The following is a 22,456-nucleotide window of genomic DNA, read 5'->3' as shown; positions in this document are numbered from 1 at the left end:
CCACCGTGTGCCCACCCGTTCCGCAGGGCGGAACGGGTGGGCACACGGTGGTGCGGGAGCCCGTCCCGTTCCGCCCTCGCCCGTACGGCCCGGCGGCACGGGGCCGGCCCGGCGGCGCGTAGAGCCCCGCACCGGGACGGGCCACGTCAGGCCCCGGGCCACTTTGGCGCATCGGTCCCAGGCAGGCCCGGCGCCCGGGTCCAGCCCGCAGGCCCGCCCTCGTACGACACCGGCGACACCGCATGCCGCAACCGCCCCAGCGGCCCCTCCGTCTCGACGAGGTACCGCTCCGGCTCGTACCGCGGCAGCGAGTGCGTCAGCCAGTGGCCCGTCTGGGCCAGGGCCAGCCGGACCAGTCGGCTGCCGCCCTCCGCCCGCTGCTCCGTCAGCGACCGCAGGACCGCCGCCGCGAGCAGATACCCCGTGCCGTGGTCCAGCGCCTGCGCCGGCAGCGCCCCCGGCTCCGCCGCCGAGCCCTCCACCGCCGCGATTCCCGTCGCCACCTGCACCAGGGAGTCGAAGCCGCGCCGCCCGCCCCACGGCCCGTAGTCGCCCCAGGCGGAGAGCCGGGCGGTCACCAGACCCGGCCGCTCCAGGTCGAACCGGTCGAGCGCGCCCGGCCGGTAGCCGGTGACCAACACGTCGGCGGAGTCGAGGAGTTCGTCGAAGGTCCGCCGGTCCGACGCCCGGCCCAGGTCCAGCGCGGCCGTCCGCTTGCCGACGTCCCCGTCCGCGTGCTGGTCCGGCAGTTCGGGGTTGCCCGGCGGGTCGATCCGCAGCACGTCCGCGCCGAGCAGTGCGAGGGTCCGGGTCGCGACGGGCCCGGCGATCACCCGCGTGAGGTCGAGGACCCGCAGCGGCCGCCCGCCCCGGGCCCGAGGCGCCGCCTCGTCGAGGCGCTCCCGGGTCAGCAGCGGCCGCGCCGCCACCTCCCGGCCCTGCTCGCCCGCCGCCCACTCCTCGGGCGTCCGCAGGGCGACGGCCAGGCCCCCGGCCGCGTACACCGCCGTCTCGACCTCGACGGCTTTCCGCCCGGCGACGGCCGCGGCGACGGCCTCGACGGAGTCCGGGACGCCCAGGGCCGTCAGCAGAGCCGCCTTGTGGTGCGGGTAGTTGGCGTGCGTACGGACCCACCCGTCGGCCGCCCGCCAGAACCGCGACAGCGGCGCGAAGTTCACCGGCGCCCGCCCGTCGACCCGCAGGTGACGCTCGCTCACGAAGGCGGTGGCGACGGCCCCGTCGTCCACCCGCACCGGCCCCGGCAGCCCCGCGTGCTCCACGGCGGCGAGCGAGCAGGCCGCGACCGTCGCGCGCGCCAGGTCCATCACCGGCAGCCGCGCGGCAAGCAGCCCGGAGACCCCGCCGTACTCCACGCGGTCGACGAGGGCGGGATCGCCGCCGAGGGCCGACCACAACAACTCCGTACCCGTACGTACTGTGCTGTCCATGACCACAGTGTGGCACTCGGTGCCACGAGTGCCATGCGAAAGGGCCCTGGCGTGGCACACCACACCAGGGCCCTCCGACCGTGCCGTACCGCTTACTTCACGGCGGCCAGCGCGTCCACGATGCCGGCTCCGTAGAAGCCGTTCCTCTTGTCCGCGCCGTCCTGGCAGACGGCGTCGACGACACCGTCGGCGTTGATGTCGTACGGGTTGGTGCACGCGTGCTCGTCGGCCTGCGCGTACAGCAGCGCCTTCAGCGCCGCCGGGCTGGCGTTCGGGTGCGTCGACTTCAGCAGCGCGAGCACACCGGCGGTGTGCGGCGAGGCCATCGACGTACCGGCCTTGTAGTTGTAGCCGCCGTCGACCGTGGTCGACAGGATGCGGCCGTTGACCGCCGGGGCGTCCGGGGTCTGGTACTCGGTCCTGTCACCGCCCGGCGCCGCGACGTCGATGACGCCCATGCCGTAGTTGGAGTAGGACGCCTTCAGGCCCTTGGCACCGGTCGCGGAGACCGTCACGACGCCCGGCAGCATGGACGGGTAGTCGAAGCACTCCGACGGGTCGACGTCACGGGGGACCGCCGTGGTGTCGTTCGGGCTGGTGGTGTCCGTGATCGTGTCGGCCGCCAGGTCGAACTTGGAGTTGCCGGCCGCGGCGACGTTCACCGTGCCCTTCTTCTCCGCGTAGCGGGTCGCCCGGGTGACCGCCTCGATGAGGGCCTTCTGGTCCTCGTCGTTCTTGCAGGCGAACATCCACGGGTCGGTGTAGTAGCTGTTGTTCGTGATGTCGACGCCGTGATCGGCCGCCCACACGAAGCCGCAGACCACGGCCTCGGTGTAGAAGAAGCCGTCCGGGTTCGCCACCTTGATGCCGGCGAGCTTCACGCCCGGCGCGACACCGGTGATGCCGATGCCGTTCTTGGCGGCGCCGATGGTGCCGGCGACGTGCGTGCCGTGGTCGCTCTCGCCCTTGTTCGGACGCCACGAACCGGCGGTGGTGTTCGCCACGCCGGTCACACAGTTGGCGGACTTGGAGGCGTCGAAGTTCGGCGCCAGGTCCGGGTGGGTGTCGTCGACGCCCGTGTCGATGATGCCGACGGTGACCCGGCTGCTGCCGAGGGTCTTCTCGTGCGCCTTGTCGGCCTTGATCGCCGGGAGGTCCCACTGCAGGGGCTCCAGCGGGTCCTGACCGTCCGTGGCGGCGGCCGCGGCCGCCTTCGCCTCGGCGGCGGACAGCGTCTGCGCGCCCTCGTCGACGGAGTCGTCGGACTGGACGGAGAGCGGGGCGGTGCGGGTCGCACCGGCCGACAGGACGCCACGCGCCTGTCGGATCGTCTTCGCGAACTCGGGGTTCTGCGAGTGGACGACTATCACGCCTATCTGGTCGTACGAGATGACCACCTCGCCGCCCGCGGCGGCGATCGACTTCCGCACGGAGTCGGCGGTCCAGCGGCCACCCTCGACGTTGACGACGTACGAGAGCTTCGGGCCGCTGAAAGAGGCCACGGTGGCCGGAGCGTCGCTCAGTTCCGCGGCGGAGGCGGCGCCGGGGGCCAGGAAGCCGAGCGAGGCCGTGAGCGCGAGACCTACCGGCAGAGCGAGAGCTCGGCCGCGCCTCGATCCCAGATGAGCCATGGGTTCTCCACATCATCCGTATGTACTGTCCGCGCGCGGGTTTGCGTGCCGACAGGTGCATGACGAGTGAAGCTATCGCTGATCTTCCCGAACCTTCAATGAGTTGAGAAGACTTCATGAAGATCTGTTCAAGGAAATCCCTCGGTTGAACCGCTTCGCTTCCCGCTCCGTGCCGTTGGGCAGGGGAGGAGCTCCGCTCGGAGCCCCGCTTCCCGCACCCCTGGTGAGGCCCCCTTGACCATGCCGTCCGTCCCCGCGTCACGAGGAGATTCCGTGGCTACCGAAGCACCGCCGCCGCCCAGAAACGGCACGGAGACCGACCACGGTCCCGCGTCGCCCACCACGGAGCAGTTCATCGAGGTGCAGGAGGGCGAGGAGTTCGGCGAACTGCGCCGCACCCACCGCTCCTTCGCCTTCCCCCTCACCCTGGCCTTCATCACCTGGTACCTGCTGTACGTGCTGCTCTCCAACTACGCGGGCGGCTTCATGGGCACCAAGCTCTTCGGCAACATCAACGTGGCCCTCGTCCTCGGTCTCGGCCAGTTCCTCACCACGTTCCTCATCGCCTGGCTCTACTCGCGGCACGCGGCGAACCGGCTCGACCCCAAGGCCGAGGCCATCAGAACCCGTATGGAGGGCGACGCATGAGCACCCCCGTCCTGCTCGCGGCCGGCAACGCCACCACCGAGCACCGGCCCCTGATCATCGCCCTGTTCGGCGCCTTCGTCGTCGCCACCCTCGTCATCACCGTCCGGGCCGGCCGCCAGACCCGCAGCGCCGCCGACTTCTACGCCGGCGGACGCCAGTTCACCGGCTTCCAGAACGGCCTCGCGATCTCCGGCGACTACATGTCCGCCGCGTCCTTCCTCGGCATCGCCGGAGCCATCGCCCTCTTCGGCTACGACGGCTTCCTGTACTCGATCGGCTTCCTCGTCGCCTGGCTCGTCGCCCTGCTCCTGGTCGCCGAACCGCTGCGCAACTCCGGCCGGTTCACCATGGGCGACGTCCTCGCCTACCGGATGCGCCAGCGGCCCGTCCGCACCGCCGCCGGCACCTCGACGATCGTCGTCTCCATCTTCTACCTGCTCGCCCAGATGGCGGGCGCGGGCGTCCTCGTCTCGCTGCTGCTCGGCATCACCAGCGACGGCGGCAAGATCGGGATCGTCGCCCTGGTCGGCCTCCTGATGATCGTGTACGTGACGATCGGCGGCATGAAGGGCACCACCTGGGTGCAGATGGTCAAGGCGGTCCTGCTCATCGCGGGCACGCTCCTGATCACCTTCCTCATCCTCCTCAAGTTCCACTTCAACGTCTCGGAGCTGCTCGGCGCCGCCGCCACCAACAGCGGCAAGGGCGACGCCTTCCTGGAGCCCGGCCTCAAGTACGGCGCCACCGCCACCTCCAAGCTCGACTTCCTCTCGCTCGGCATCGCGCTCGTCCTCGGCACCGCAGGACTGCCCCACATCCTGATCCGCTTCTACACGGTGCCGACCGCCAAGGCCGCCCGTAAGTCCGTCAACTGGGCCATCGGCATCATCGGCGCCTTCTACCTGATGACGATCGTCCTCGGCTTCGGCGCCGCCGCCCTCCTCAAGAACGGCGACATCGTCGCCTCCAACAAGGCCGGCAACACGGCCGCCCCGCTCGCGGCCCTGGAGATCGGCGGCGGACCCGACTCCACCGGCGGCGCGATCCTCCTCGCCGTCATCTCCGCCGTCGCCTTCGCGACCATCCTCGCCGTCGTCGCCGGCCTGACCCTGGCCTCCTCCTCGTCCTTCGCCCACGACATCTACGCCAACGTCATCCGGCGCGGGAAGGCCACCGAGCAGGAGGAGGTGAAGGCCGCCCGCTGGGCGACCGTCTTCATCGGCATCGTCTCCATCGCGCTCGGCGCCCTCGCCCGCGACCTCAACGTCGCCGGTCTCGTCGCCCTCGCCTTCGCGGTCGCCGCCTCGGCCAACCTGCCGACGATCCTCTACTCGCTCTTCTGGAAGCGGTTCACCACCCAGGGCGCGCTGTGGTCGATCTACGGGGGTCTGGTCTCCGCCGTCGTCCTCGTGCTCTTCTCGCCGGTCGTCTCCGGCAAGCCCACGTCGATGTTCAAGACCGTGGACTTCTACTGGTTCCCGCTGGAGAACCCCGGCATCGTCTCCATCCCGCTCGGCTTCCTGCTCGGCTGGCTCGGCTCCGTCCTCTCCAAGGAGGAGCCGGACAGGGGCAAGTACGCGGAGCTGGAGGTCAAGTCCCTCACCGGCGTCGGAGCGCACTGAGTCGTATACGTTCCGCATCCGCCCGACGGCCGCGTCGTAGAGTTCTACGATGCGGCCGCGTCGGTCCTCGTGACAATCTGCCCTGCTCGTTGTCCGCGCGCTCGCGTAGGCTCGACATCACACGCATCCGGACAACGGGGAGGGGGCCCACAGTGCTCATCGACACTTACGGCCGTGTGGCCACTGACCTGCGCGTCTCGCTCACGGACCGGTGCAATCTGCGCTGCACGTACTGCATGCCGGAGGAGGGCCTCCAGTGGCTCGCCAAGCCGGACCTCCTCACCGACGACGAGATCGTCCGCCTGATCCGCATCGCGGTCACCGACCTCGGCGTCACCGAGGTCCGCTTCACCGGCGGCGAGCCGCTGCTCCGCCCCGGCCTCGTCGGGATCGTCGAGCGCTGCGCCGCCCTGGAGCCCCGCCCCCGGATGTCCCTCACCACCAACGGCATCGGACTCAAGCGCACCGCCGCCGCCCTCAAGGCGGCAGGCCTCGACCGGGTCAACGTCTCCCTGGACACCCTGCGCCCCGAGGTCTTCAAGACCCTCACCCGGCGCGACCGCCACCAGGACGTCCTCGACGGCATGACCGCCGCCCGCGAGGCCGGCCTCACCCCGGTCAAGGTCAACGCCGTCCTGATGCCCGGGCTCAACGCCGACGAGGCCCCCGACCTCCTCGCCTGGGCGATGGAGGAGGGGTACGAGCTCCGCTTCATCGAGCAGATGCCCCTGGACGCCCAGCACGGCTGGAAGCGCGACGGCATGATCACCGCCGGGGACATCCTGGAGTCCCTGCGCACCCGCTTCACCCTCACGCCCGAGGGCTCCGAGGAGCGCGGCTCGGCCCCCGCCGAGCGCTGGGTCGTCGACGGCGGACCGCACACGGTCGGCGTCATCGCCTCCGTCACCCGCCCGTTCTGCCGGGCCTGTGACCGCACCCGGCTCACCGCCGACGGACAGGTGCGCACCTGCCTCTTCGCCACCGAGGAGACGGACCTGCGGGCCGCGCTGCGCTCGGAGGCCCCGGACGAGACGGTCGCGGAGCTCTGGAAGAAGGCCATGTGGGGCAAGAAGGCCGGCTCCGGTCTCGACGACCCGAGCTTCCTCCAGCCCGAGCGCCCGATGTCGGCGATCGGCGGCTGAGGCCTGGTTGAGGCCCGGTTGAGGCCTAGTGGGTCTCCTCGGACTCCCACTCGGCCAGCGGGACGACGTCCTTCAGGAAGCCCCGTACGCCCAGGAACTGGGAGAGGTGCTCGCGGTGCTCCTCGCACGCGAGCCAGGTCTTGCGCCGCTCGGGCGTGTGCAGCTTGGGGTTGTTCCACGCGAGGACCCAGACGGCGTCGGCGCGGCACCCCTTGGCGGAACAGATCGGCTTCTCTTCGCTCACCTGATCATTGTCCAGCAACAGCGATGCCGGGCAGCCACGGGGGGAGCTGCCCGGCATCGGTCCGTCGCTCCGACGGGGGATGCGGAGCGCGTAGGCAGTATGTCACGGCGCCTGGGGTGCGGTGCACCGGATCGTCATGATTGATCTGAGGTTTTCTTGAGGTTCGGGGGGTCGAGCGCGGGACGCACCGGGGTGGGGACGAAGGTGGAGGGAAGGGACGGAGCCCTCTCGCGTCCCGCGTTGGCGATCACCACCGCGATGTAGGGGAGCAGGAGCCCCAGGCCCAGCGCCACGAAGGCCACGTGCCGCTCGACGTTCCACAGCACCGTCGCGGCGATCACGGAGAGCGTCCGCACCGTCATCGAGATGACGTAGCGCCGCTGCCGTCCCCGCACGTCGTCGGCGAGCCCTTGCCGGGCCCCCGTGATCCGGAAGACCTCGGTCCCGCCATGCTTCAGCATCGCCGTTCACCGCCCACAGGTCGTGCCGGACCCTCCCCGGTCCGGACCTGATTCCACGGTACGCCCGCCCTCCACGTCCCACGAGACCGGGGCACGTGTGGCGTCGTCCGACATGCGCCGCATGGCCGAGGGGCCGAGACTGGGCCCACATGCTCACTAGGAGGCGACGATGAGTTGGTTGTGGGCGATCATCGTGGGATTCGTCCTCGGTCTGATCGCGAAGGCTATCCTGCCCGGCAAACAGCAGATCCCGCTGTGGCTGACGACCGTGTTCGGCATTCTCGGCAGCGTGCTCGGCAACGCGGTCGCGACCTGGATCGGAGTCAACGACACCCGGGGCATCGACTGGACCCGGCACCTGCTCCAGCTGGCCGGCGCCGTCGCCGTCGTCGCCGTGGGTGACATGCTGTGGGCTTCGGTCAAGGGCGGCAGGCAGCGCGCCTGAGACACGAGGAGAGGCCCGGTACGGCGCACAGCGCACGTACCGGGCCTCTCCTCATGGTCCCGCTAGCCGGTCATGGTCCCGCTAGCCGGCGAACTCGATCGCCGCCAGGTTCTTCTTGCCGCGCCGCAGCACCAGCCAGCGGCCGTGCAGCAGCTCCTCCGCCGACACCTCGGCGTCCTCGGCGGTCACCTTCACGTTGTTCACGTAGGCGCCGCCCTCCTTCACCGTGCGCCGCGCCGCAGACTTGCTCGCGACGAGACCGACCTCGGCGAACAGGTCCACGACCTGGCCCAGCTCGGACACGCGCGCGTGCGGCAGCTCGGAGAGCGCGGCGGCGAGCGTCGGCTCGTCCAGCTCGGCCAGGTCGCCCTGCCCGAACAGCGCCTTGGAGGCGTTGATGACGGCCGCGCACTGCTCGGCGCCGTGCACCAGGGTGGTGAGCTCCTCGGCCAGGGCCCGCTGGGCGGCCCGCGCCTGCGGCCGCTCGGCGGTCTGCGCCTCCAGCTCCTCCAGCTCCTCGCGGGACTTGAAGGACAGGATCCGCATGTACGTCGAGATGTCCCGGTCGTCCACGTTCAGCCAGAACTGGTAGAACGCGTACGGCGTGGTCATCTCCGGGTCCAGCCAGACGGCCCCGCTCTCGGTCTTGCCGAACTTGGTGCCGTCCGCCTTGACCATCAGCGGGGTCGCCAGCGCGTGCACCTCGGCACCCGGCTCCAGGCGGTGGATCAGGTCGAGGCCGGCCACCAGGTTGCCCCACTGGTCCGAGCCGCCCTGCTGGAGGGTGCAGCCGTAGCGGCGGTACAGCTCCAGGAAGTCCATGCCCTGGAGCAGCTGGTAGCTGAACTCGGTGTAGCTGATGCCCTGCTCGGACTCCAGGCGCCGGGCGACGGAGTCCTTGGTCAGCATCTTGTTGACCCGGAAGTGCTTGCCGATGTCCCGCAGGAACTCGATCGCCGACATCCCGGCGGTCCAGTCCAGGTTGTTCACCATGACCGCCGCGTTCTCCCCCTCGAAGGAGAGGAAGGGCTCGATCTGCGAGCGCAGCCGGTTCACCCAGTTCGCGACCGTCTCGGGGTCGTTCAGGGTGCGCTCGGCCGTCGGCCGCGGGTCGCCGATCTGCCCGGTGGCCCCGCCGACCAGCGCCAGCGGCCGGTGCCCGGCCTGCTGGAGCCGGCGGACGGTGAGGACCTGGACCAGGTGACCGACGTGGAGACTGGCCGCGGTCGGGTCGAAACCGCAATAGAACGTGACGGGACCGTCCGCGAGAGCCTTGCGCAGTGCGTCCTCATCGGTGGACTGGGCGAACAGCCCGCGCCACTTCAGCTCGTCGACGATGTCCGTCACGTCGTCCGTCTCCTCGTGATGCTCAGGGGAACAAGTTGTCGCGATCAGTCTATGGGGGTCAGACCCCCTTGCTGACCGAGCTCATGTTGAAGTCCGGTACCCGCAGGGCGGGCATCGCGGCCCGGGTGAACCAGTCGCTCCACTCGCGCGGCAGCGTCTTCTCCGTACGACCCGCCTCCGAGGCCCGCGACAGCAGGTCCACCGGCGACTCGTTGAACCGGAAGTTGTTCACCTCGCCGACCACCTCGCCGTTCTCGACGAGGTAGACGCCGTCCCGGGTCAGCCCGGTCAGCAGCAGCGTGGCCGGATCGACCTCGCGGATGTACCAGAGGCAGGTCAGCAGCAGACCGCGGTCCGTCGAGGCGACCATCTCCTCCAGGGAGCGCTCGCCGCCGCCGTCCAGGATCAGGTTCCCCGCTCCGGGCGCCACGGGCAACTGAGTAAGCCCCGCCGTGTGCCGGGTGGTGATCAGGTGCGCCAGGGCGCCGGCCTTCACCCAGTCGACCGGCCCGATCGGCAGACCGTTGTCGAAGACGGAGGAGTCGTCGCCGGAGGAGTGCGCGATCACGAACGGCGAGGACTCCAGGCCCGGCTCGTTCGGGTCGCTGCGCAGCGTGAGCGGCAGCGGGGAGAGCGTCTCGCCGAGCCGGGTGCCGCCGCCGGGCTTGGAGAAGACCGTACGGCCCTCCACCGCGTCCCGGGCCGTCGAGGACCACAGCTGGTAGATCAGCAGGTCGGCCACGGCGGTCGGCGGCAGCAGCGTCTCGTACCGCCCGGCGGGCAGCTCGATCCGCCGCTCCGCCCAGCCGAGCCGGGTCGCCAGCTCGGCGTCGAGCGCGGCCGGGTCGACGTCCTTGAAGTCCCGGGTCGAGCGCCCGGCCCAGGCGGAGCGCGAACGGTCGGGGGACTTGGCGTTGAGCTCCAGGGTCCCGTTGGGCTGGTCGTGGCGGAGCCGCAGCCCCGTGGACGTGCCCAGGTAGGTGGAGGTCAGCTCGTGGTTGGCGAAGCCGTACAGCTCGCGGCCGCCCGCACGCGCGCGTGCGAAGGCCTCGCCGAGCGCCGGGGCGAAGTCGGTGAAGACGGCGGAGGAGGTCTCCGCCGGGGCGTCCGTGAAGTCGGGCGAGGCGGGCACGCCCTCGACCAGCGGCTGCGCGTCCTCGGCGGGCCCGGCGGCGCGGGCGGCGGCCTCGGCGGCCCGGACCAGGGGCTCCAGGTCGTCGACGGTCACGGCGGACCGCGAGACGACACCGGAGGCGGTGCCCTGGGCGCCGTCGACGGTCGCGATGACGGTGAGGGTACGGCCCCGGGTCACGCCGTTCGTGGTGAGCGCGTTGCCCGCCCAGCGCAGATTGGCCGAGGACTCCTCGTCGGCGATGACGACACACCCGTCGGCGCGGGACAGCTCAAGGGCCCGCTCGACGATCTCGTACGGCTTGCTGACGCGGCTCATCGACCGGCCTCCTGCGTCGTGTTCAGGATGTTGACGCCCCGGAAGAGGGCGGACGGGCAGCCGTGCGAGACGGCGGCGACCTGGCCCGGCTGGGCCTTGCCGCAGTTGAAGGCGCCACCGAGCACGTACGTCTGCGGGCCGCCGACCTGCTCCATGGAGCCCCAGAAGTCGGTGGTCGTCGCCTGGTACGCCACGTCCCGCAGCTGCCCGGCGAGCCGGCCGTTCTCGATGCGGAAGAAGCGCTGACCGGTGAACTGGAAGTTGTAGCGCTGCATGTCGATCGACCAGGACCGGTCGCCGACCACGTAGATGCCCCGCTCCACGCCCCCGATCAGGTCCTCCGTCGACAGACCGCCCGGGTCCGGCTGGAGCGAGACGTTCGCCATCCGCTGCACCGGCACGTGCGCGGGGGAGTCCGCGAAGGCGCAGCCGTTCGACCGGCCGAGGCCCGTGAGCTTCGCGATCCGCCGGTCCAGCTGGTAGCCGACGAGCGTGCCGTCCTTCACCAGGTCCCAGCTCTGCGCCTCGACGCCCTCGTCGTCGAAGCCGACCGTCGCGAGACCGTGCTCGGCGGTCCGGTCACCCGTCACGTTCATGATCGAGGAGCCGTACGCCAGCTTCCCCAACTGGTCGAAGGTGGCGAACGAGGTGCCCGCGTACGCCGCCTCGTAGCCCAGCGCCCGGTCCAGCTCGGTGGCGTGCCCGATGGACTCGTGGATCGTCAGCCACAGGTTCGACGGGTCCACGACCAGGTCGTACCGGCCCGCCTCCACGCTCGGCGCCCGCATCTTCTCGGCGAGCAGCCCCGGGATCTCGTCGAGTTCCTTGTCCCAGTCCCAGCCGGTCCCCGTCAGGTACTCCCAGCCACGCCCGACCGGCGGCGCGATCGTCCGCATCGAGTCGAACTCGCCGGTCGTCTCGTCCACGGCGACGGCCGTGAGCTGCGGGTGCAGCCGGACGCGCTGCTGGGTGGTCACGGTGCCGGCCGTGTCCGCGTAGAACTTGTTCTCGTGGACGGTGAGCAGCGAGGCGTCCACGTGCGCCACGCCCTCCGCCCCGAGCAGCCGCGCGCTCCAGTCGGCGAGCAGCGCGCTCTTCTCCTCGGCGGGCACGGAGAACGGGTCGATCTCGTACGAGGAGACCCACGTCTTCTCGGCGTGCACCGGCTCCTCGGCCAGCTCCACGCGCTCGTCGGAGCCGGCCGCCGCGATCACCTTCGCCGACAGCTTGGCCATGGCGACCGCCTGCGAGGCGACCCGCGCGGCCCCGTCCATCGTCAGGTCGACGCCGGACGCGAAGCCCCAGGCCCCGCCGTGCACCACCCGCACCGCGTAGCCGAGGTCCGTGGTGTCCGAGGAACCGGACGGTTTGGCGTCGCGCAGCCGCCACGAGGCGCTGCGCACCCGCTCCAGGCGGAAGTCGGCGTGCTCGGCACCGAGCGCGCGCGCTCGGGCGAGCGCCGCGTCGGCGAGCGCCCGCAACGGCAGCGCGACGAACGAAGGGTCGATCTGATGGACCACGAGCGGCCTCGCTCTCGGCGATCGGAAGACAGCGGTCTGAAACTGCCCCGGAAGTCAATCACGGGACGGGCGGCAGAGTCGGCGCATTGGGGAGCACCCCCGGTGGAGCCCTTCCCTCCGGGGAGGGACGACCCGCCCCGTACCGGCCCCGAGCTGTAGGGATCCGACAGTGACGCCCGTACGCCACTGTGGGAGGTCGATTCCCCATGTCGGGGGCGATACCGATAGGTTTTCGGCTACCAGACCGCTATCGAAAGGGTGATCCGTTGAGCCGCTCGGTTCTCGTCACCGGAGGAAACCGGGGCATCGGCCTCGCCATCGCCCGCGCGTTCGCCGAGGCCGGCGACAAGGTCGCGATCACGTACCGCTCCGGCGAGCCCCCGGCCGCCCTGGTCGAGCTCGGCTGCCTTCCCGTCAAGTGCGACATCACCGACGCGGAGCAGGTGGAGACGGCCTACAAGGAGATCGAGGAGAAGCACGGTCCGGTGGAGGTCCTCGTGGCCAACGCCGGCGTGACGAAGGACCAGCTCCTCATGCGCATGACCGAGGAGGACTTCACGTCCGTCCTCGACACCAACCTCACCGGCACCTTCCGGGTCGTCAAGCGTGCCAACCGCGGGATGCTGCGCGCCAAGAAGGGCCGCGTCGTCCTGATCTCCTCGGTCGTCGGTCTGCTGGGCTCCGCGGGCCAGGCCAACTACGCCGCCTCCAAGGCCGGCCTGGTCGGCTTCGCCCGCTCCCTCGCGCGTGAGCTCGGCTCGCGCAACATCACCTTCAACGTCGTCGCCCCCGGCTTCGTCGACACCGACATGACCGCGGTGCTCACCGACGAGCAGCGCGCGGGCATCGTGTCGCAGGTGCCGCTGGGCCGTTACGCGCAGCCGGAGGAGATCGCCGCGGCGGTGAGGTTCCTCGCCTCCGACGACGCCTCGTACATCACTGGAGCCGTCATCCCGGTTGACGGCGGATTGGGCATGGGTCACTGATCACCATGAGCGGAATTCTCGAGGGCAAGCGCATCCTCATCACCGGTGTGCTGATGGAGTCCTCCATCGCCTTCCACGCCGCGAAGCTGGCCCAGGAGCAGGGTGCGGAGATCATCCTCACCGCCTGGCCCCGGCCGACGCTGACCGAGCGCATCGCCAAGAAGCTGCCCCACCCCGACAAGGTGAAGGTCCTGGAGCTCGACGTCTCCAACGACGAGCACCTCGCCCGCCTGGAGGGCCAGGTCCGCGAGCACCTGGGCGACCGCCTCGACGGCATCGTGCACTCCATCGGCTTCGCGCCGCAGGACGCGCTCGGCGGCAACTTCCTGAACACGCCGTTCGAGTCCGTGGCCACCGCCATGCACGTCTCCGCCTTCTCCCTGAAGTCGCTGACGATGGCGCTGCTGCCGCTGATGTCCGAGGGCGGTTCGGTCGTCGGCCTGACCTTCGACGCGCAGTTCGCCTGGCCGCAGTACGACTGGATGGGCCCGGCCAAGGCCGCCCTGGAGGCCACCAGCCGCTACATGGCGCGCGACCTCGGCAAGCAGAACATCCGCTGCAACCTGATCTCGGCGGGCCCGCTCGGCTCCATGGCCGCGAAGTCCATCCCGGGCTTCGGCGAGCTGGCCTCGGTCTGGGACACCCGTTCCCCGCTGGAGTGGGACCTCGCGGACCCGGAGCCGGCCGGCCGCGGCATCGTCGCGCTGCTCTCGGACTGGTTCCCGAAGACCACGGGCGAGATCATCCACGTCGACGGCGGTCTGCACGCCATCGGCGCGTAACCGCACGGCACGGCAGGCAGGGGGCCGTGTGTCCGCCCGGGTGGCGGACACACGGCCCTCGCCGTTCCGCAAGTCCTGCACGACTCGAAAAGTAGCCCGAACGACCCCAGACTGGGGCAGAGCGTGATGTTCTGCTGCTGACGGGGAGGAGGTACGGGCATGCGCGCGATACGTCACGGCTTCGGGGCGATCGCCTCCGTAGCCGTTCTGATCACCGGGACAGCCGTCGCCGCCGAGGTGCGGACCGCTCCCGCCCCCACCGAGGAGCTCCCCGTCACCTCCCCGGCGACCGAGGAGCCGGAGAACTTCGGAGCCTCCTGCCGCACCCTCGTCGAGGGCTCCCGCGTCACCGCCCACTGCAGCAACCCCTACCCCCGCACCGACCGGATCCGCCTCCACGTCGAGTGCGACCGCTGGTGGGACCTCGACACCGACAGCGCCCCCGTGGAGGTCGGACCCGCCGACTACGCCCAGGTCGCCGGCCGTTGCTGGAAAGAGGTCCGGTCCGCCTGGGTCACGCACGAGCCGGCGGATCCGGCTCCTGCTTCCCCTGCTCCCGGGTCTCCTCCGGCACGGGGCCCGCTTCCCGCGCCGGGTCCGCTTCCGGTACGGGGCTCCTGAGGCACATGAAGGCGTAGCCGGCCGCCTCCGTGCCGGCCCGCTCGGCATCGCCCTCGCGGATCGCGTCCACCAGGCGCGCGTGGTCCATGTGGTTCTCCGGCCGCAGCACCTGCCCCACGTCGTCGCGCAGCCAGTCCCGCAGCAGGTCGCCCAGGTCCGCGTAGAGCTCCGTCAGCACCTCGTTGCCCGAGGCGGCGACGACCGCGTGGTGGAAGGCCGAGTCGGCCGTCACGAACCGCTCCGCGTCCCCGGACTCCCACGCCTCCTCGCGGCGCCCGAGCAGGGCGTCCAGCTGCTTCAGGTCCCGCTCGGTGCGCCGCCCGGCCGCGAACCGGGCCGCGGCGGACTCCAGCGTCGAGCGCAGCTCGGCGACGTGCCGGGGGTCGGAGCCGGCGAAGCGCCGGTGCATCACGCCCGCCAGCTCGCTGGTGGCGACGACGTACGTCCCCGAGCCCTGGCGGATGTCGAGCAGGCCGTTGTGCGCGAGCGCGCGGACCGCCTCGCGGACCGTGTTGCGGGCGACGCCCAGCTGCTCGACCAGTTCGGGTTCGGTCGGGATGCGTGAACCCACCGGCCACTCGCCGGAGGTGATCTGGTTCCGCAGCTCGGCGATCACCTGATCGGAGAGACCGGTGCGCCGGGGGTGACCGAGGGCCATGGAACGCCTTCCCATTCGTGCGAGCGTGGACCGTTCACGATTGGTTCGAGATTGGACAACCAATCATCCCATGATTCTATGATGGGTCCATGCCTGACGAGCCGAAGACCCTCGACCCCGCCGCACAGCCGGCGGAGACCACCGCACGACCGACCGGGACCACCACGGCGGCCACCGCGGCCGGGGACCCTCCCGCACCGGAGCGTGCCGCCCCGGCACGCCGCCGGCTCCTCGGCCTCGTCGCCGTCGGACTCGTCCTGGCCGCCCTCAACCTGCGCCCCGCCATCACCAGCCTCGGCGCCCTCCTCGAAGAGGTCAGCGAAGACCTCCACATGAGCGGCAGCGTCGCCGGCGTCCTCACCTCCGTCCCCCCGCTCTGCTTCGCGGTCTTCGGCATCACCGCACCCCGCCTCGCCCGCCGCTTCGGCCCCGCCGCCGTCGTCTGCGCGGGCATGGCCGCGATCTTCGCCGGCCTCGTCCTGAGGCCCTTCGCGACCGGCACCGCCGCCTTCCTCGCCGCCAGCGCCCTCGCCCTCATGGGCATCGCCGTCAGCAACGTCCTGATGCCCGTCATCGTCAAGCGGTACTTCCCCGACCGCGTCGGCAGCATGACCGGCCTCTACTCCATGGCGCTCGCCCTCGGCACCTCCATCGCCGCGGCCGCGACCGTCCCCATGACCGACGCCCTCGGCGGCGGCTGGCGCCTCGGCCTCGGCGTCTGGGCGGTCCTCGCCGCACTCGCCGTCCTGCCCTGGATCCCGTTCCTGCGCGACCGGGGCGGCGACACGGCCCTCACGGCGCCCCCGGAAGCGGCACCGCAGGCCCCGGCACCGCAGGCCCCCGCGCCGCGCATCACCCGCAGCCGCACCGCCTGGGCACTCGGCGTCTTCTTCGGCCTCCAGGCCACCGGCGCCTACATCACCATGGGCTGGATGCCGCAGATCTTCCGCGACGCCGGCGTCCCCGCCACCACCGCGGGCGTGCTCCTCGCCGTCACCATGGTCATGGGCGTCCCGCTCGCCTTCGTCATCCCCCGCCTCGCGACCCGCATGAAGAACCAGGGCCCGATCGTCGTCGCCCTCGGCCTGTGCGGACTCACCGGCTACACCGGACTCTTCCTCGCCCCCGCCTCCGGGGCCTGGGTCTGGGCGGTGCTCCTCGGCGTCTCCAACTGCTCCTTCCCGCTCGCCCTCACGATGATCGGCATGCGCTCGCGCACCGGCGCCGGCGTCGTCCGGCTCTCCGCCTTCGCACAGAGCGTCGGCTACCTGATCTCGATCCCCGGCCCCCTCCTCGTCGGCGTGCTCTACCAGCACAGCGGCGGCTGGGGACTGCCCGTCGTGCTCATGGGCGGACTGATGGTGCCGCAGATGATCGTCGGAACCCTGGCCGGCCGGGACCGGACGGTCGAGGACGAATGCTGAGATGCGAGACTGTTCCCATGCCAGTCCTCGAACCCAATCCCCAGAACGGCCAGAAGAAGCTGCTCCTCGTGCTCGGCGCGATGCTCGGCATCACGGTCGTCATCGCCGTCATCGCCTCCTTCGCCTCCCCCTGAGCGGGGGATAACCCCCGCACCCCCTAGGGGGCGGGTCTCAGGGTGAAGTGGGTGGATCACCTGATGGGCCGGAGGACGCGCGCTCCGTACGTTGGTGACAACGGCGAAAGCACGGAACTCACCCACGGAGGCGGCCATGTCGGCCCCCACGCACCCCGGCATCCGGACCACGACCACCGGCGTCGACACCCGGCTGCCCTGGTGGGCCCTCGTCCTCCCGGCCGCCGCCTTCCTCGCCCTCCTGGTGCTCATGGCCGGGCCGGGCGGGGCGGAGGCGACCGCGGGTGAGCTCGCGGTCGGCCGGGTCCTGGAGCACCTCTGGCAAACCCTCCCTCTCTGAGTCGGAGTGGCCTGTTTCGTGCGAAGCTGTGGACCATGAGCGTCGATACACCCCGCAGCATCGTGCTCCTCCGGCACGCGAAGGCAGACTGGAACGACGAGTCCGACCACGAGCGACCCCTCGCCGAGCGAGGCCGCAAGGACGCCCCGGTGGCCGGCCGCAAGCTCGCCGACAGCGGCATCACCTTCGACCTGGCCCTCTGCTCGACCGCCCTCCGCACCCGCGAGACGTGGAAGCTGGCCGTCCACGAGCTGCCCGTGCGCCCCAAGACGGTGTACGAGGAGCGAATGTACGAGGCCTCCCTCGGCGAACTCATCGCCCTGGTCAACGAGACCCCGGACACCGTGAACAACCTCCTGCTCATCGGCCACAACCCCGGCATGCACGCGCTCGCCGACGCCCTCGCGGGCGAGACCGAGGGCGACCTCCTGCCCCGGATGAACCGCAGCGGCTTCCCGACCTCCGCCTTCGCCGTCCTCACCTTCAACGGCTCCTGGAAGTCCGTGGAGCACGGTGTGGGCAAGCTGGTCGACTTCTGGACCCCGCACGCCTGATCCCGCACGCCTGATCCCGTACGCGTGACTCCGTACGCAGCAGGGCCCGGGTGTCGACGACACCCGGGCCCTGCTGCGTGCTCCCGCCGCTCAGTGCGGCAGATCGTCCTCGCCGAAGTCCGCGGCCTCGACCTCTTCGCGCGTGATGCCGAGCAGGTACAGCACGGTGTCCAGGAACGGCACGTTCACCGCCGTGTGGGCCGCCTGACGCACCACCGGCTTCGCGTTGAACGCCACCCCGAGCCCGGCCGCGTTCAGCATGTCCAGGTCGTTCGCCCCGTCGCCGATCGCCACCGTCTGCGCCAGCGGCACCCCCGCCTCTGAGGCGAACCGGCGCAGCAGCCGCGCCTTGCCCGCCCGGTCGACGATCTCGCCGGTGACCCGCCCTGTGAGCTTCCCGTCCACGATCTCCAGCGTGTTGGCCGAGGCGAAGTCGAGGCCGAGACGCTCCTTCAGATCGTCGGTGACCTGCGTGAACCCGCCGGAGACGACACCCACCTGGTAGCCGAGCCGCTTGAGCGTACGGATCAGGGTCCGGGCGCCGGGCGTCAGCCGCACCTCGGCGCGGACCTTGTCGACCACCGAGGCGTCGAGGCCGGCGAGCAGCTCCACGCGCGCGTGGAGCGACTGCTCGAAGTCCAGCTCGCCGCGCATCGCCGCCGCCGTCACCTCGGCGACCTTGTCCTCGCAGCCCGCGTGCGCGGCGAAGAGCTCGATCACCTCGTCCTGGATCAGGGTCGAGTCGACGTCCATGACGACGAGCCGCTGGGCCCGCCGGTGCAGCCCGGCGGAGACCACGGCCACGTCGACGCCGACGCTGTGCGCCTCGGTGGCCAGCGCGGTCCGCAGCGGTTCGGTCTCGCAGCCCGAGACGGCGAACTCCACCGCCGTCACCGGGTACTTGGCGAGGCGGAAGATGCGGTCGATGTTGCCGCCGGTCTCCGCGATCCTGGCCGCTATGGCCGCCGTCTGCTCCGCGGTGAGCGGGTGGCCGAGCACGGTGACGTGCGAGCGTCCCTCACCACGGGGACGGTTGTCGCCCGTGCCGGAGATGATCTCGGCCTGGAGCTTCAGCGACTCGGCCCAGCTGTGCACGGTGGCCCTGAGTTCGCCCGCCGAGGCGACGGTCGGCTCGGTGACGAGCGCGCACAGGACGAGGCGGCCGCGGGAGACCACCTGCTCGATGTCCACGACGTCGACGGAGTAGGCGGCGAGGGTGTCGAAGAGTCCCGCGGTGATCCCGGGACGGTCCTTCCCGAAGATCTTGACGAGAAGGGTGGGAACGTCTGAGGTCTGCGATGCGCTCATGGTGGTTCCACCGTATCGGGCACCTGGTTCCCTCCGACCCCCCGTCCCGCCCTGCGGACACCCGAGTGGTCCAGAGCTCGCCCGGGGCTCGTTCCGAAGGTCTTCACGCGGCCCGACTTTCCTGGACGGGACCGGGCCTGAAATAGTTCCCCAGGATGATTCGCCATCCCTGGACTCCCGAAGACGGGGGTACATCGGGGGACAAGTAGTGGGGCATGGAGTGCCAGAACTCGTACTGGAATTGAACGGCAGGACCTGGACGCTCGATCCGTCCCGGTCGTACACCCTGGGCAGGGACCCGCAGGGTGACCTGGTCATCGACGATGCCAGGGTCTCGTGGCGCCACGCCACCATCAGCTGGGGCGGCCGGAACTGGGTCATCGAGGACCACGGCTCCACGAACGGCACCTTCGTCCAGGGCCAGAGGGTCCACCAGGTGGAGATCGGCCCTGGTTCGGCCGTACACCTGGGCAACGCGACCGACGGGCCGCGGCTGAATCTCGCCGCCACCGGCGCGGCCGCCGCGCAGCAGGCGCCCCAGCAGCAGGCCCCGGCCCAGCAGGCCCCGGCCCACCAGCCCGCCGGCGCGGCCGCCGCCCAGGCCGACTGGGCCACGCACCAGGCGCCGCCGCAGCAGGCGCAGCAGCAGAACTGGCAGCAGCCGCCCGTACAGCAGCCGCCCGTCCAGCCGCAGGTCCCGCACCAGCAGGGACCCGCCCAGGGGCACCCCGGCGGCGCCGCGGGGGCGCCGTCGCCCTACGGCGACCACCGCAGCCCGACCACCTTCTACCAGCTGGACCTCGGCCGCGTGATGCGCATCGGCCGTGCCCTCGAGAACGAGCTGGTCGTCTCCGACCTCCAGGTCTCGCGGCACCACGCCGAGTTCCACGCGACGCCCGACGGCCGCTTCGAGATCCGCGACCTCGGCTCGCACAACGGCACGTACGTCAACGGCCAGCCGATCCCCAAGGGCGGCACGGCCCTCCTCGGCCCGCAGGACATCGTCGGCGTCGGCCACTCGACCTTCCGCATCGTCGGCGGTCAGCTGGAAGAGTTCGTCGACACCGGCTCGGTCTCCTTCTCGGCCCGCCACCTCACGGTCACGGTCGACGGCGGCAAGCAGATCCTCAAGGACGTCACCTTCGGCGTCCCGGAGAAGTCGCTGATCGGCGTCATCGGCCCGTCCGGCTCCGGCAAGTCCACGCTGCTCAAGGCGCTGACCGGCTACCGCCCGGCCAACGAGGGCGACGTCCTCTACGACAACCGCAGCCTCTACAAGCAGTTCGCCGAGCTGCGCCAGCGCATCGGTCTGGTCCCGCAGGACGACATCCTGCACAAGGAGCTGACGGTCCAGAAGGCGCTGCGCTACGCGGCCAAGCTCCGCTTCCCCGGCGACACCGCCGCGGCCGAGCGCGAGGCCCGCATCGACGAGGTGCTGCGCGAGCTCAAGCTCGACATCCACAAGGAGAAGAAGGTCACCTCCCTCTCCGGTGGCCAGCGCAAGCGCGTCTCCGTCGCCCTGGAGCTCCTCACCAAGCCCTCGCTGATCTTCCTGGACGAGCCGACCTCCGGCCTCGACCCGGGCATGGACCGCGACGTCATGCAGCTGCTCCGCGGCCTCGCGGACGACGGCCGCACGGTCCTCGTCGTCACCCACTCGGTGGCCGAGCTGGGCCTCTGCGACAAGCTGCTCGTCATGGCGCCCGGCGGCTCCGTGGCGTACTTCGGCCCGCCGGAGGAGGCGCTGAACTTCTTCGGCTACTCCACCTGGGCCGACGTCTTCTCCGCCTTCGAGAACTACCGCGACTACGACTGGGCGGGCCGCTGGAAGGGCTCGCAGCACTACCAGATGTACGCCGCGGACATCGACGCCGTCGCCGCGCAGCCCGTCCAGATGCCGCAGCAGGCGATGGCCAGGCCGCCGAAGCCGCAGGGCTGGGGCTCGCAGCTGTGGACCCTGATCCGCCGCTACGTGTCGGTCATCGCCTCCGACAAGGGCTTCATGGCCCTGATGGTGATCCTGCCGGCCGTCCTCGGCGCGGTGTCCGTCGTCATCCCCGCCGACTTCGGCCTCGGCAAGCCCACGCCGCCGTCCCGGTTCAACGGCGACGCCGGCACGATCATGCTGATCCTCGCGGTCGGCATGTGCTTCTCCGGCGCGGCCAACTCCGTCCGAGAGCTGATCAAGGAACGGGTCATCTACGAGCGGGAGCGCGCCGTCGGCCTGTCCCGCTCCGCGTACCTGATGTCCAAGGTCATCGTCCTCGGTGTGATCACGGCCTTCCAGGGCGTGATCATCTGCGGCATCGGCTTCTCCACGCGCGCGCTGCCCGAAGAGGGCCTGTTCATGCCGCCGGCCGTCGAGCTGTGCGTCCAGGTCATCGCGCTCGGCCTGACCTCGATGATGGTCGGCCTGGTCATCTCCGCGCTGGTGAAGACCGCCGAGAAGACCATGCCGCTGCTCGTCATGTTCGCGATCATCCAGGTCGTGTTCACCGGCATCCTCTTCCAGGTGTACGGCTCGCCCGGCCTGGAGCAGTTCGCCTGGCTCATGCCCTCCCGCTGGGGCATCGCCGGCGCCGGCACCACGCTGGACCTGGCGCACCTGATGCCGCCGTGGGACCACAAGGACCCCACGAACGTCGACTCGCTGTGGGAGCACACGGCCGGCCAGTGGAGCCTGGACCTCGGCATCCAGCTGCTCATGGCGACCGTCTGCTGCGTCCTCGTGGCGCGGCTGCTGCGCCGCCACGAGCCCGAGGTCATGCGCAAGTAACGGCCGGGGCAGTACGCCCGAGGGCGGCATCCCGCACGGGGGTGCCGCCCTTCGGCGTGTCCGAGGAGACTCAGTACGCGCTGTTGACGTTGTCGATCGAGCCGTAGCGGTCGGCCGCGTAGTTGGCGGCGGCGACGATGTTGGCGACCGGGTCGTACTGGTCGAACTTGGTGCCGGGGATGTGGTACGCCTTGAACGTCGGGTAGATCACCTGGAGCAGGCCCTTGGACGGGACGCCGTTGATGGCGTTGATGTCCCAGTTGTTGATGGCGTACGGGTTGCCGCTGGACTCGCGCATGATGTTCCGGTGCAGGCCGTTGTAGGTGCCCGGGATGTTGTGCTTGTCCATGATGTAGAGCGCCTCGCGGATCCAGCCGTCGAGGTTGTTCGCGAAGACCGGGGTGCGGGCGACGGAACGGCTCGCGGCGGCCTTCTCGGCGGCGCGCTTCTTCGCGGCGGCCTTGGCCTTCGCCTCGGCCACGGCCTTGGCCTTCGCCTTGGCCAGGGCGTCGGCCTTCGCCTTCGCGTCGGCCTTGGCCTTGGCGGCGGCCTTCGCGGCGGCGGCCTTGGCCTTCGCCTCCGCCTCCTGCTTGGCCTTCAGGCTGATCGCGTCCTGCTGCTTGTCGAGGCTGGCGGCCAGCGCCTTCGCCTGCGGGCTGTTCGCGTCGTACGACCAGGCGACCTGCTGGGTGCCCGAGAGAGCCTGCGGCTCGGTCTCGGTGGTGCCGTGGTTGCCCGGCACGAGGGAGAGCGTGATGGCTGCGGCGCCCAGAGCGGCGACGCCGGCGATCGTGGCCTTGTGGGTCTTCTTCAGACCACGACTGTGGCCAGGGGTGTTCGCAGACATGCAGGACTACCTCTTCGAATCGCTGGGGGTCGCTCGGCCGGGGCGGCGCTGCGCCTGCTCGGCGGCGA

At 70.9% G+C, this 22,456-nt stretch carries 22 protein-coding genes; 12 read left to right on the top strand and 10 right to left on the bottom strand.

Annotated elements, in window-relative coordinates:
- Positions 1 to 146: 146 nt before the first annotated feature.
- Both CCN56_RS16705 and CCN56_RS16700 read right to left on the bottom strand, forming a co-directional pair.
- Positions 147 to 1,448: a CoA transferase gene (locus tag CCN56_RS16705; protein WP_086827698.1), complete on the bottom strand. Its 1,302-nt coding sequence runs from the start codon at positions 1,446 to 1,448 to the stop codon at positions 147 to 149.
- Between the two features lie 92 nt (positions 1,449 to 1,540).
- Positions 1,541 to 3,079, bottom strand: coding sequence for a S8 family serine peptidase (locus CCN56_RS16700; protein ID WP_086827696.1), 1,539 nt, complete (start codon positions 3,077 to 3,079; stop codon positions 1,541 to 1,543).
- A gap of 273 nt (positions 3,080 to 3,352) precedes the next feature.
- On the opposite strand from CCN56_RS16700, the gene CCN56_RS16695 reads away from it, so the two are divergent.
- The 3 genes from CCN56_RS16695 (at position 3,353) to moaA (ending at position 6,491) form a co-directional block, all read left to right on the top strand.
- Positions 3,353 to 3,727, top strand: coding sequence for a DUF485 domain-containing protein (locus tag CCN56_RS16695; protein WP_086827693.1), 375 nt, complete (start codon positions 3,353 to 3,355; stop codon positions 3,725 to 3,727).
- Positions 3,724 to 5,349, top strand: a complete 1,626-nt coding sequence (locus CCN56_RS16690; protein ID WP_086827691.1) for a cation acetate symporter — start codon at positions 3,724 to 3,726, stop codon at positions 5,347 to 5,349. Before CCN56_RS16695 ends, CCN56_RS16690 begins: the two co-directional genes overlap by 4 nt.
- A 152-nt stretch (positions 5,350 to 5,501) precedes the next feature.
- Positions 5,502 to 6,491 carry a GTP 3',8-cyclase MoaA gene (gene moaA / locus CCN56_RS16685; RefSeq protein ID WP_086827689.1) on the top strand — a complete coding sequence of 330 codons (990 nt, stop codon included), beginning with the start codon at positions 5,502 to 5,504 and terminating at the stop codon, positions 6,489 to 6,491.
- Positions 6,492 to 6,516: 25 nt separating this feature from the next.
- Here moaA and CCN56_RS16680 read toward each other — a convergent pair whose 3' ends face one another.
- Positions 6,517 to 6,735, bottom strand: a complete 219-nt coding sequence (locus CCN56_RS16680) for a hypothetical protein (RefSeq protein ID WP_086827687.1) — start codon at positions 6,733 to 6,735, stop codon at positions 6,517 to 6,519.
- A 134-nt stretch (positions 6,736 to 6,869) separates the two neighbouring features.
- Positions 6,870 to 7,196: a DUF3099 domain-containing protein gene (locus CCN56_RS16675; RefSeq protein ID WP_041128559.1), complete on the bottom strand. Its 327-nt coding sequence runs from the start codon at positions 7,194 to 7,196 to the stop codon at positions 6,870 to 6,872.
- A gap of 169 nt (positions 7,197 to 7,365) precedes the next feature.
- On the opposite strand from CCN56_RS16675, the gene CCN56_RS16670 reads away from it, so the two are divergent.
- A complete protein-coding gene (locus tag CCN56_RS16670) occupies positions 7,366 to 7,641 on the top strand; it encodes a GlsB/YeaQ/YmgE family stress response membrane protein (protein WP_086827685.1) in 276 nt (91 codons plus the stop codon).
- 81 nt (positions 7,642 to 7,722) lie between these two features.
- Here the strand turns inward: CCN56_RS16670 and tyrS are convergent, their stop codons facing one another.
- From tyrS to CCN56_RS16655, 3 genes are read right to left on the bottom strand one after another with little or no spacing between them, the layout of a single operon-like run.
- Positions 7,723 to 8,988 carry a tyrosine--tRNA ligase gene (gene tyrS, locus CCN56_RS16665; RefSeq protein WP_086827683.1) on the bottom strand — a complete coding sequence of 422 codons (1,266 nt, stop codon included), beginning with the start codon at positions 8,986 to 8,988 and terminating at the stop codon, positions 7,723 to 7,725.
- A gap of 58 nt (positions 8,989 to 9,046) precedes the next feature.
- A complete protein-coding gene (locus CCN56_RS16660) occupies positions 9,047 to 10,438 on the bottom strand; it encodes a metallopeptidase TldD-related protein (RefSeq protein ID WP_086827682.1) in 1,392 nt (463 codons plus the stop codon).
- On the bottom strand, positions 10,435 to 11,958 hold the full coding sequence (locus CCN56_RS16655; protein ID WP_041128555.1) for a TldD/PmbA family protein: 1,524 nt from the start codon (positions 11,956 to 11,958) through the stop codon (positions 10,435 to 10,437). The genes CCN56_RS16660 and CCN56_RS16655 overlap by 4 nt, the downstream gene beginning before the upstream one ends.
- Before the next feature lie 266 nt (positions 11,959 to 12,224).
- Between CCN56_RS16655 and fabG the strand changes: the two genes are divergently transcribed.
- From fabG to CCN56_RS16640, 3 genes are all read left to right on the top strand, one after another.
- On the top strand, positions 12,225 to 12,944 hold the full coding sequence (fabG, locus tag CCN56_RS16650) for a 3-oxoacyl-[acyl-carrier-protein] reductase (protein WP_086827680.1): 720 nt from the start codon (positions 12,225 to 12,227) through the stop codon (positions 12,942 to 12,944).
- Positions 12,945 to 12,949: 5 nt separating this feature from the next.
- On the top strand, positions 12,950 to 13,726 hold the full coding sequence (gene fabI / locus CCN56_RS16645; protein ID WP_041128554.1) for an enoyl-ACP reductase FabI: 777 nt from the start codon (positions 12,950 to 12,952) through the stop codon (positions 13,724 to 13,726).
- 159 nt (positions 13,727 to 13,885) lie between these two features.
- A complete protein-coding gene (locus tag CCN56_RS16640; protein ID WP_086827678.1) occupies positions 13,886 to 14,347 on the top strand; it encodes a hypothetical protein in 462 nt (153 codons plus the stop codon).
- On the opposite strand, the gene CCN56_RS16635 is transcribed toward CCN56_RS16640, so the two are convergent.
- Positions 14,241 to 15,005 (bottom strand): FadR/GntR family transcriptional regulator, encoded by a 765-nt coding sequence (locus tag CCN56_RS16635; RefSeq protein ID WP_086827677.1) that lies wholly within the window; start codon positions 15,003 to 15,005, stop codon positions 14,241 to 14,243. The genes CCN56_RS16640 and CCN56_RS16635 overlap by 107 nt on opposite strands.
- Positions 15,006 to 15,094: 89 nt before the next feature.
- On the opposite strand from CCN56_RS16635, the gene CCN56_RS16630 reads away from it, so the two are divergent.
- The 4 genes from CCN56_RS16630 (at position 15,095) to CCN56_RS16615 (ending at position 17,457) form a co-directional block, all read left to right on the top strand.
- Positions 15,095 to 16,429, top strand: coding sequence for an MFS transporter (locus tag CCN56_RS16630; RefSeq protein WP_086827675.1), 1,335 nt, complete (start codon positions 15,095 to 15,097; stop codon positions 16,427 to 16,429).
- Positions 16,430 to 16,446: 17 nt separating this feature from the next.
- On the top strand, positions 16,447 to 16,563 hold the full coding sequence (locus tag CCN56_RS44600) for an SGM_5486 family transporter-associated protein (protein ID WP_256341457.1): 117 nt from the start codon (positions 16,447 to 16,449) through the stop codon (positions 16,561 to 16,563).
- 136 nt (positions 16,564 to 16,699) lie between these two features.
- Positions 16,700 to 16,903, top strand: a complete 204-nt coding sequence (locus tag CCN56_RS16620) for a hypothetical protein (RefSeq protein WP_086827672.1) — start codon at positions 16,700 to 16,702, stop codon at positions 16,901 to 16,903.
- A gap of 35 nt (positions 16,904 to 16,938) precedes the next feature.
- A complete protein-coding gene (locus tag CCN56_RS16615; protein ID WP_086827670.1) occupies positions 16,939 to 17,457 on the top strand; it encodes a histidine phosphatase family protein in 519 nt (172 codons plus the stop codon).
- A gap of 90 nt (positions 17,458 to 17,547) precedes the next feature.
- Here the strand turns inward: CCN56_RS16615 and serB are convergent, their stop codons facing one another.
- The gene (gene serB, locus CCN56_RS16610) at positions 17,548 to 18,765 is read right to left on the bottom strand and encodes a phosphoserine phosphatase SerB (protein WP_041128549.1); all 1,218 of its coding nucleotides are present in this window, start codon (positions 18,763 to 18,765) and stop codon (positions 17,548 to 17,550) included.
- 208 nt (positions 18,766 to 18,973) lie between these two features.
- On the opposite strand from serB, the gene CCN56_RS16605 reads away from it, so the two are divergent.
- The gene (locus CCN56_RS16605) at positions 18,974 to 21,541 is read left to right on the top strand and encodes an FHA domain-containing protein (RefSeq protein WP_086827668.1); all 2,568 of its coding nucleotides are present in this window, start codon (positions 18,974 to 18,976) and stop codon (positions 21,539 to 21,541) included.
- 70 nt (positions 21,542 to 21,611) lie between these two features.
- Here CCN56_RS16605 and CCN56_RS16600 read toward each other — a convergent pair whose 3' ends face one another.
- A complete protein-coding gene (locus tag CCN56_RS16600; protein ID WP_086827667.1) occupies positions 21,612 to 22,388 on the bottom strand; it encodes a transglycosylase SLT domain-containing protein in 777 nt (258 codons plus the stop codon).
- Positions 22,389 to 22,456 lie beyond the last annotated feature (68 nt).

Origin of the sequence: Streptomyces sp. NRRL B-24572 (assembly GCF_002156145.1) — a bacterium.
GTDB classification, from domain to species: domain Bacteria; phylum Actinomycetota; class Actinomycetes; order Streptomycetales; family Streptomycetaceae; genus Streptomyces; species Streptomyces vietnamensis.
This window is presented reverse-complemented; position numbering and strand designations above follow the sequence as displayed.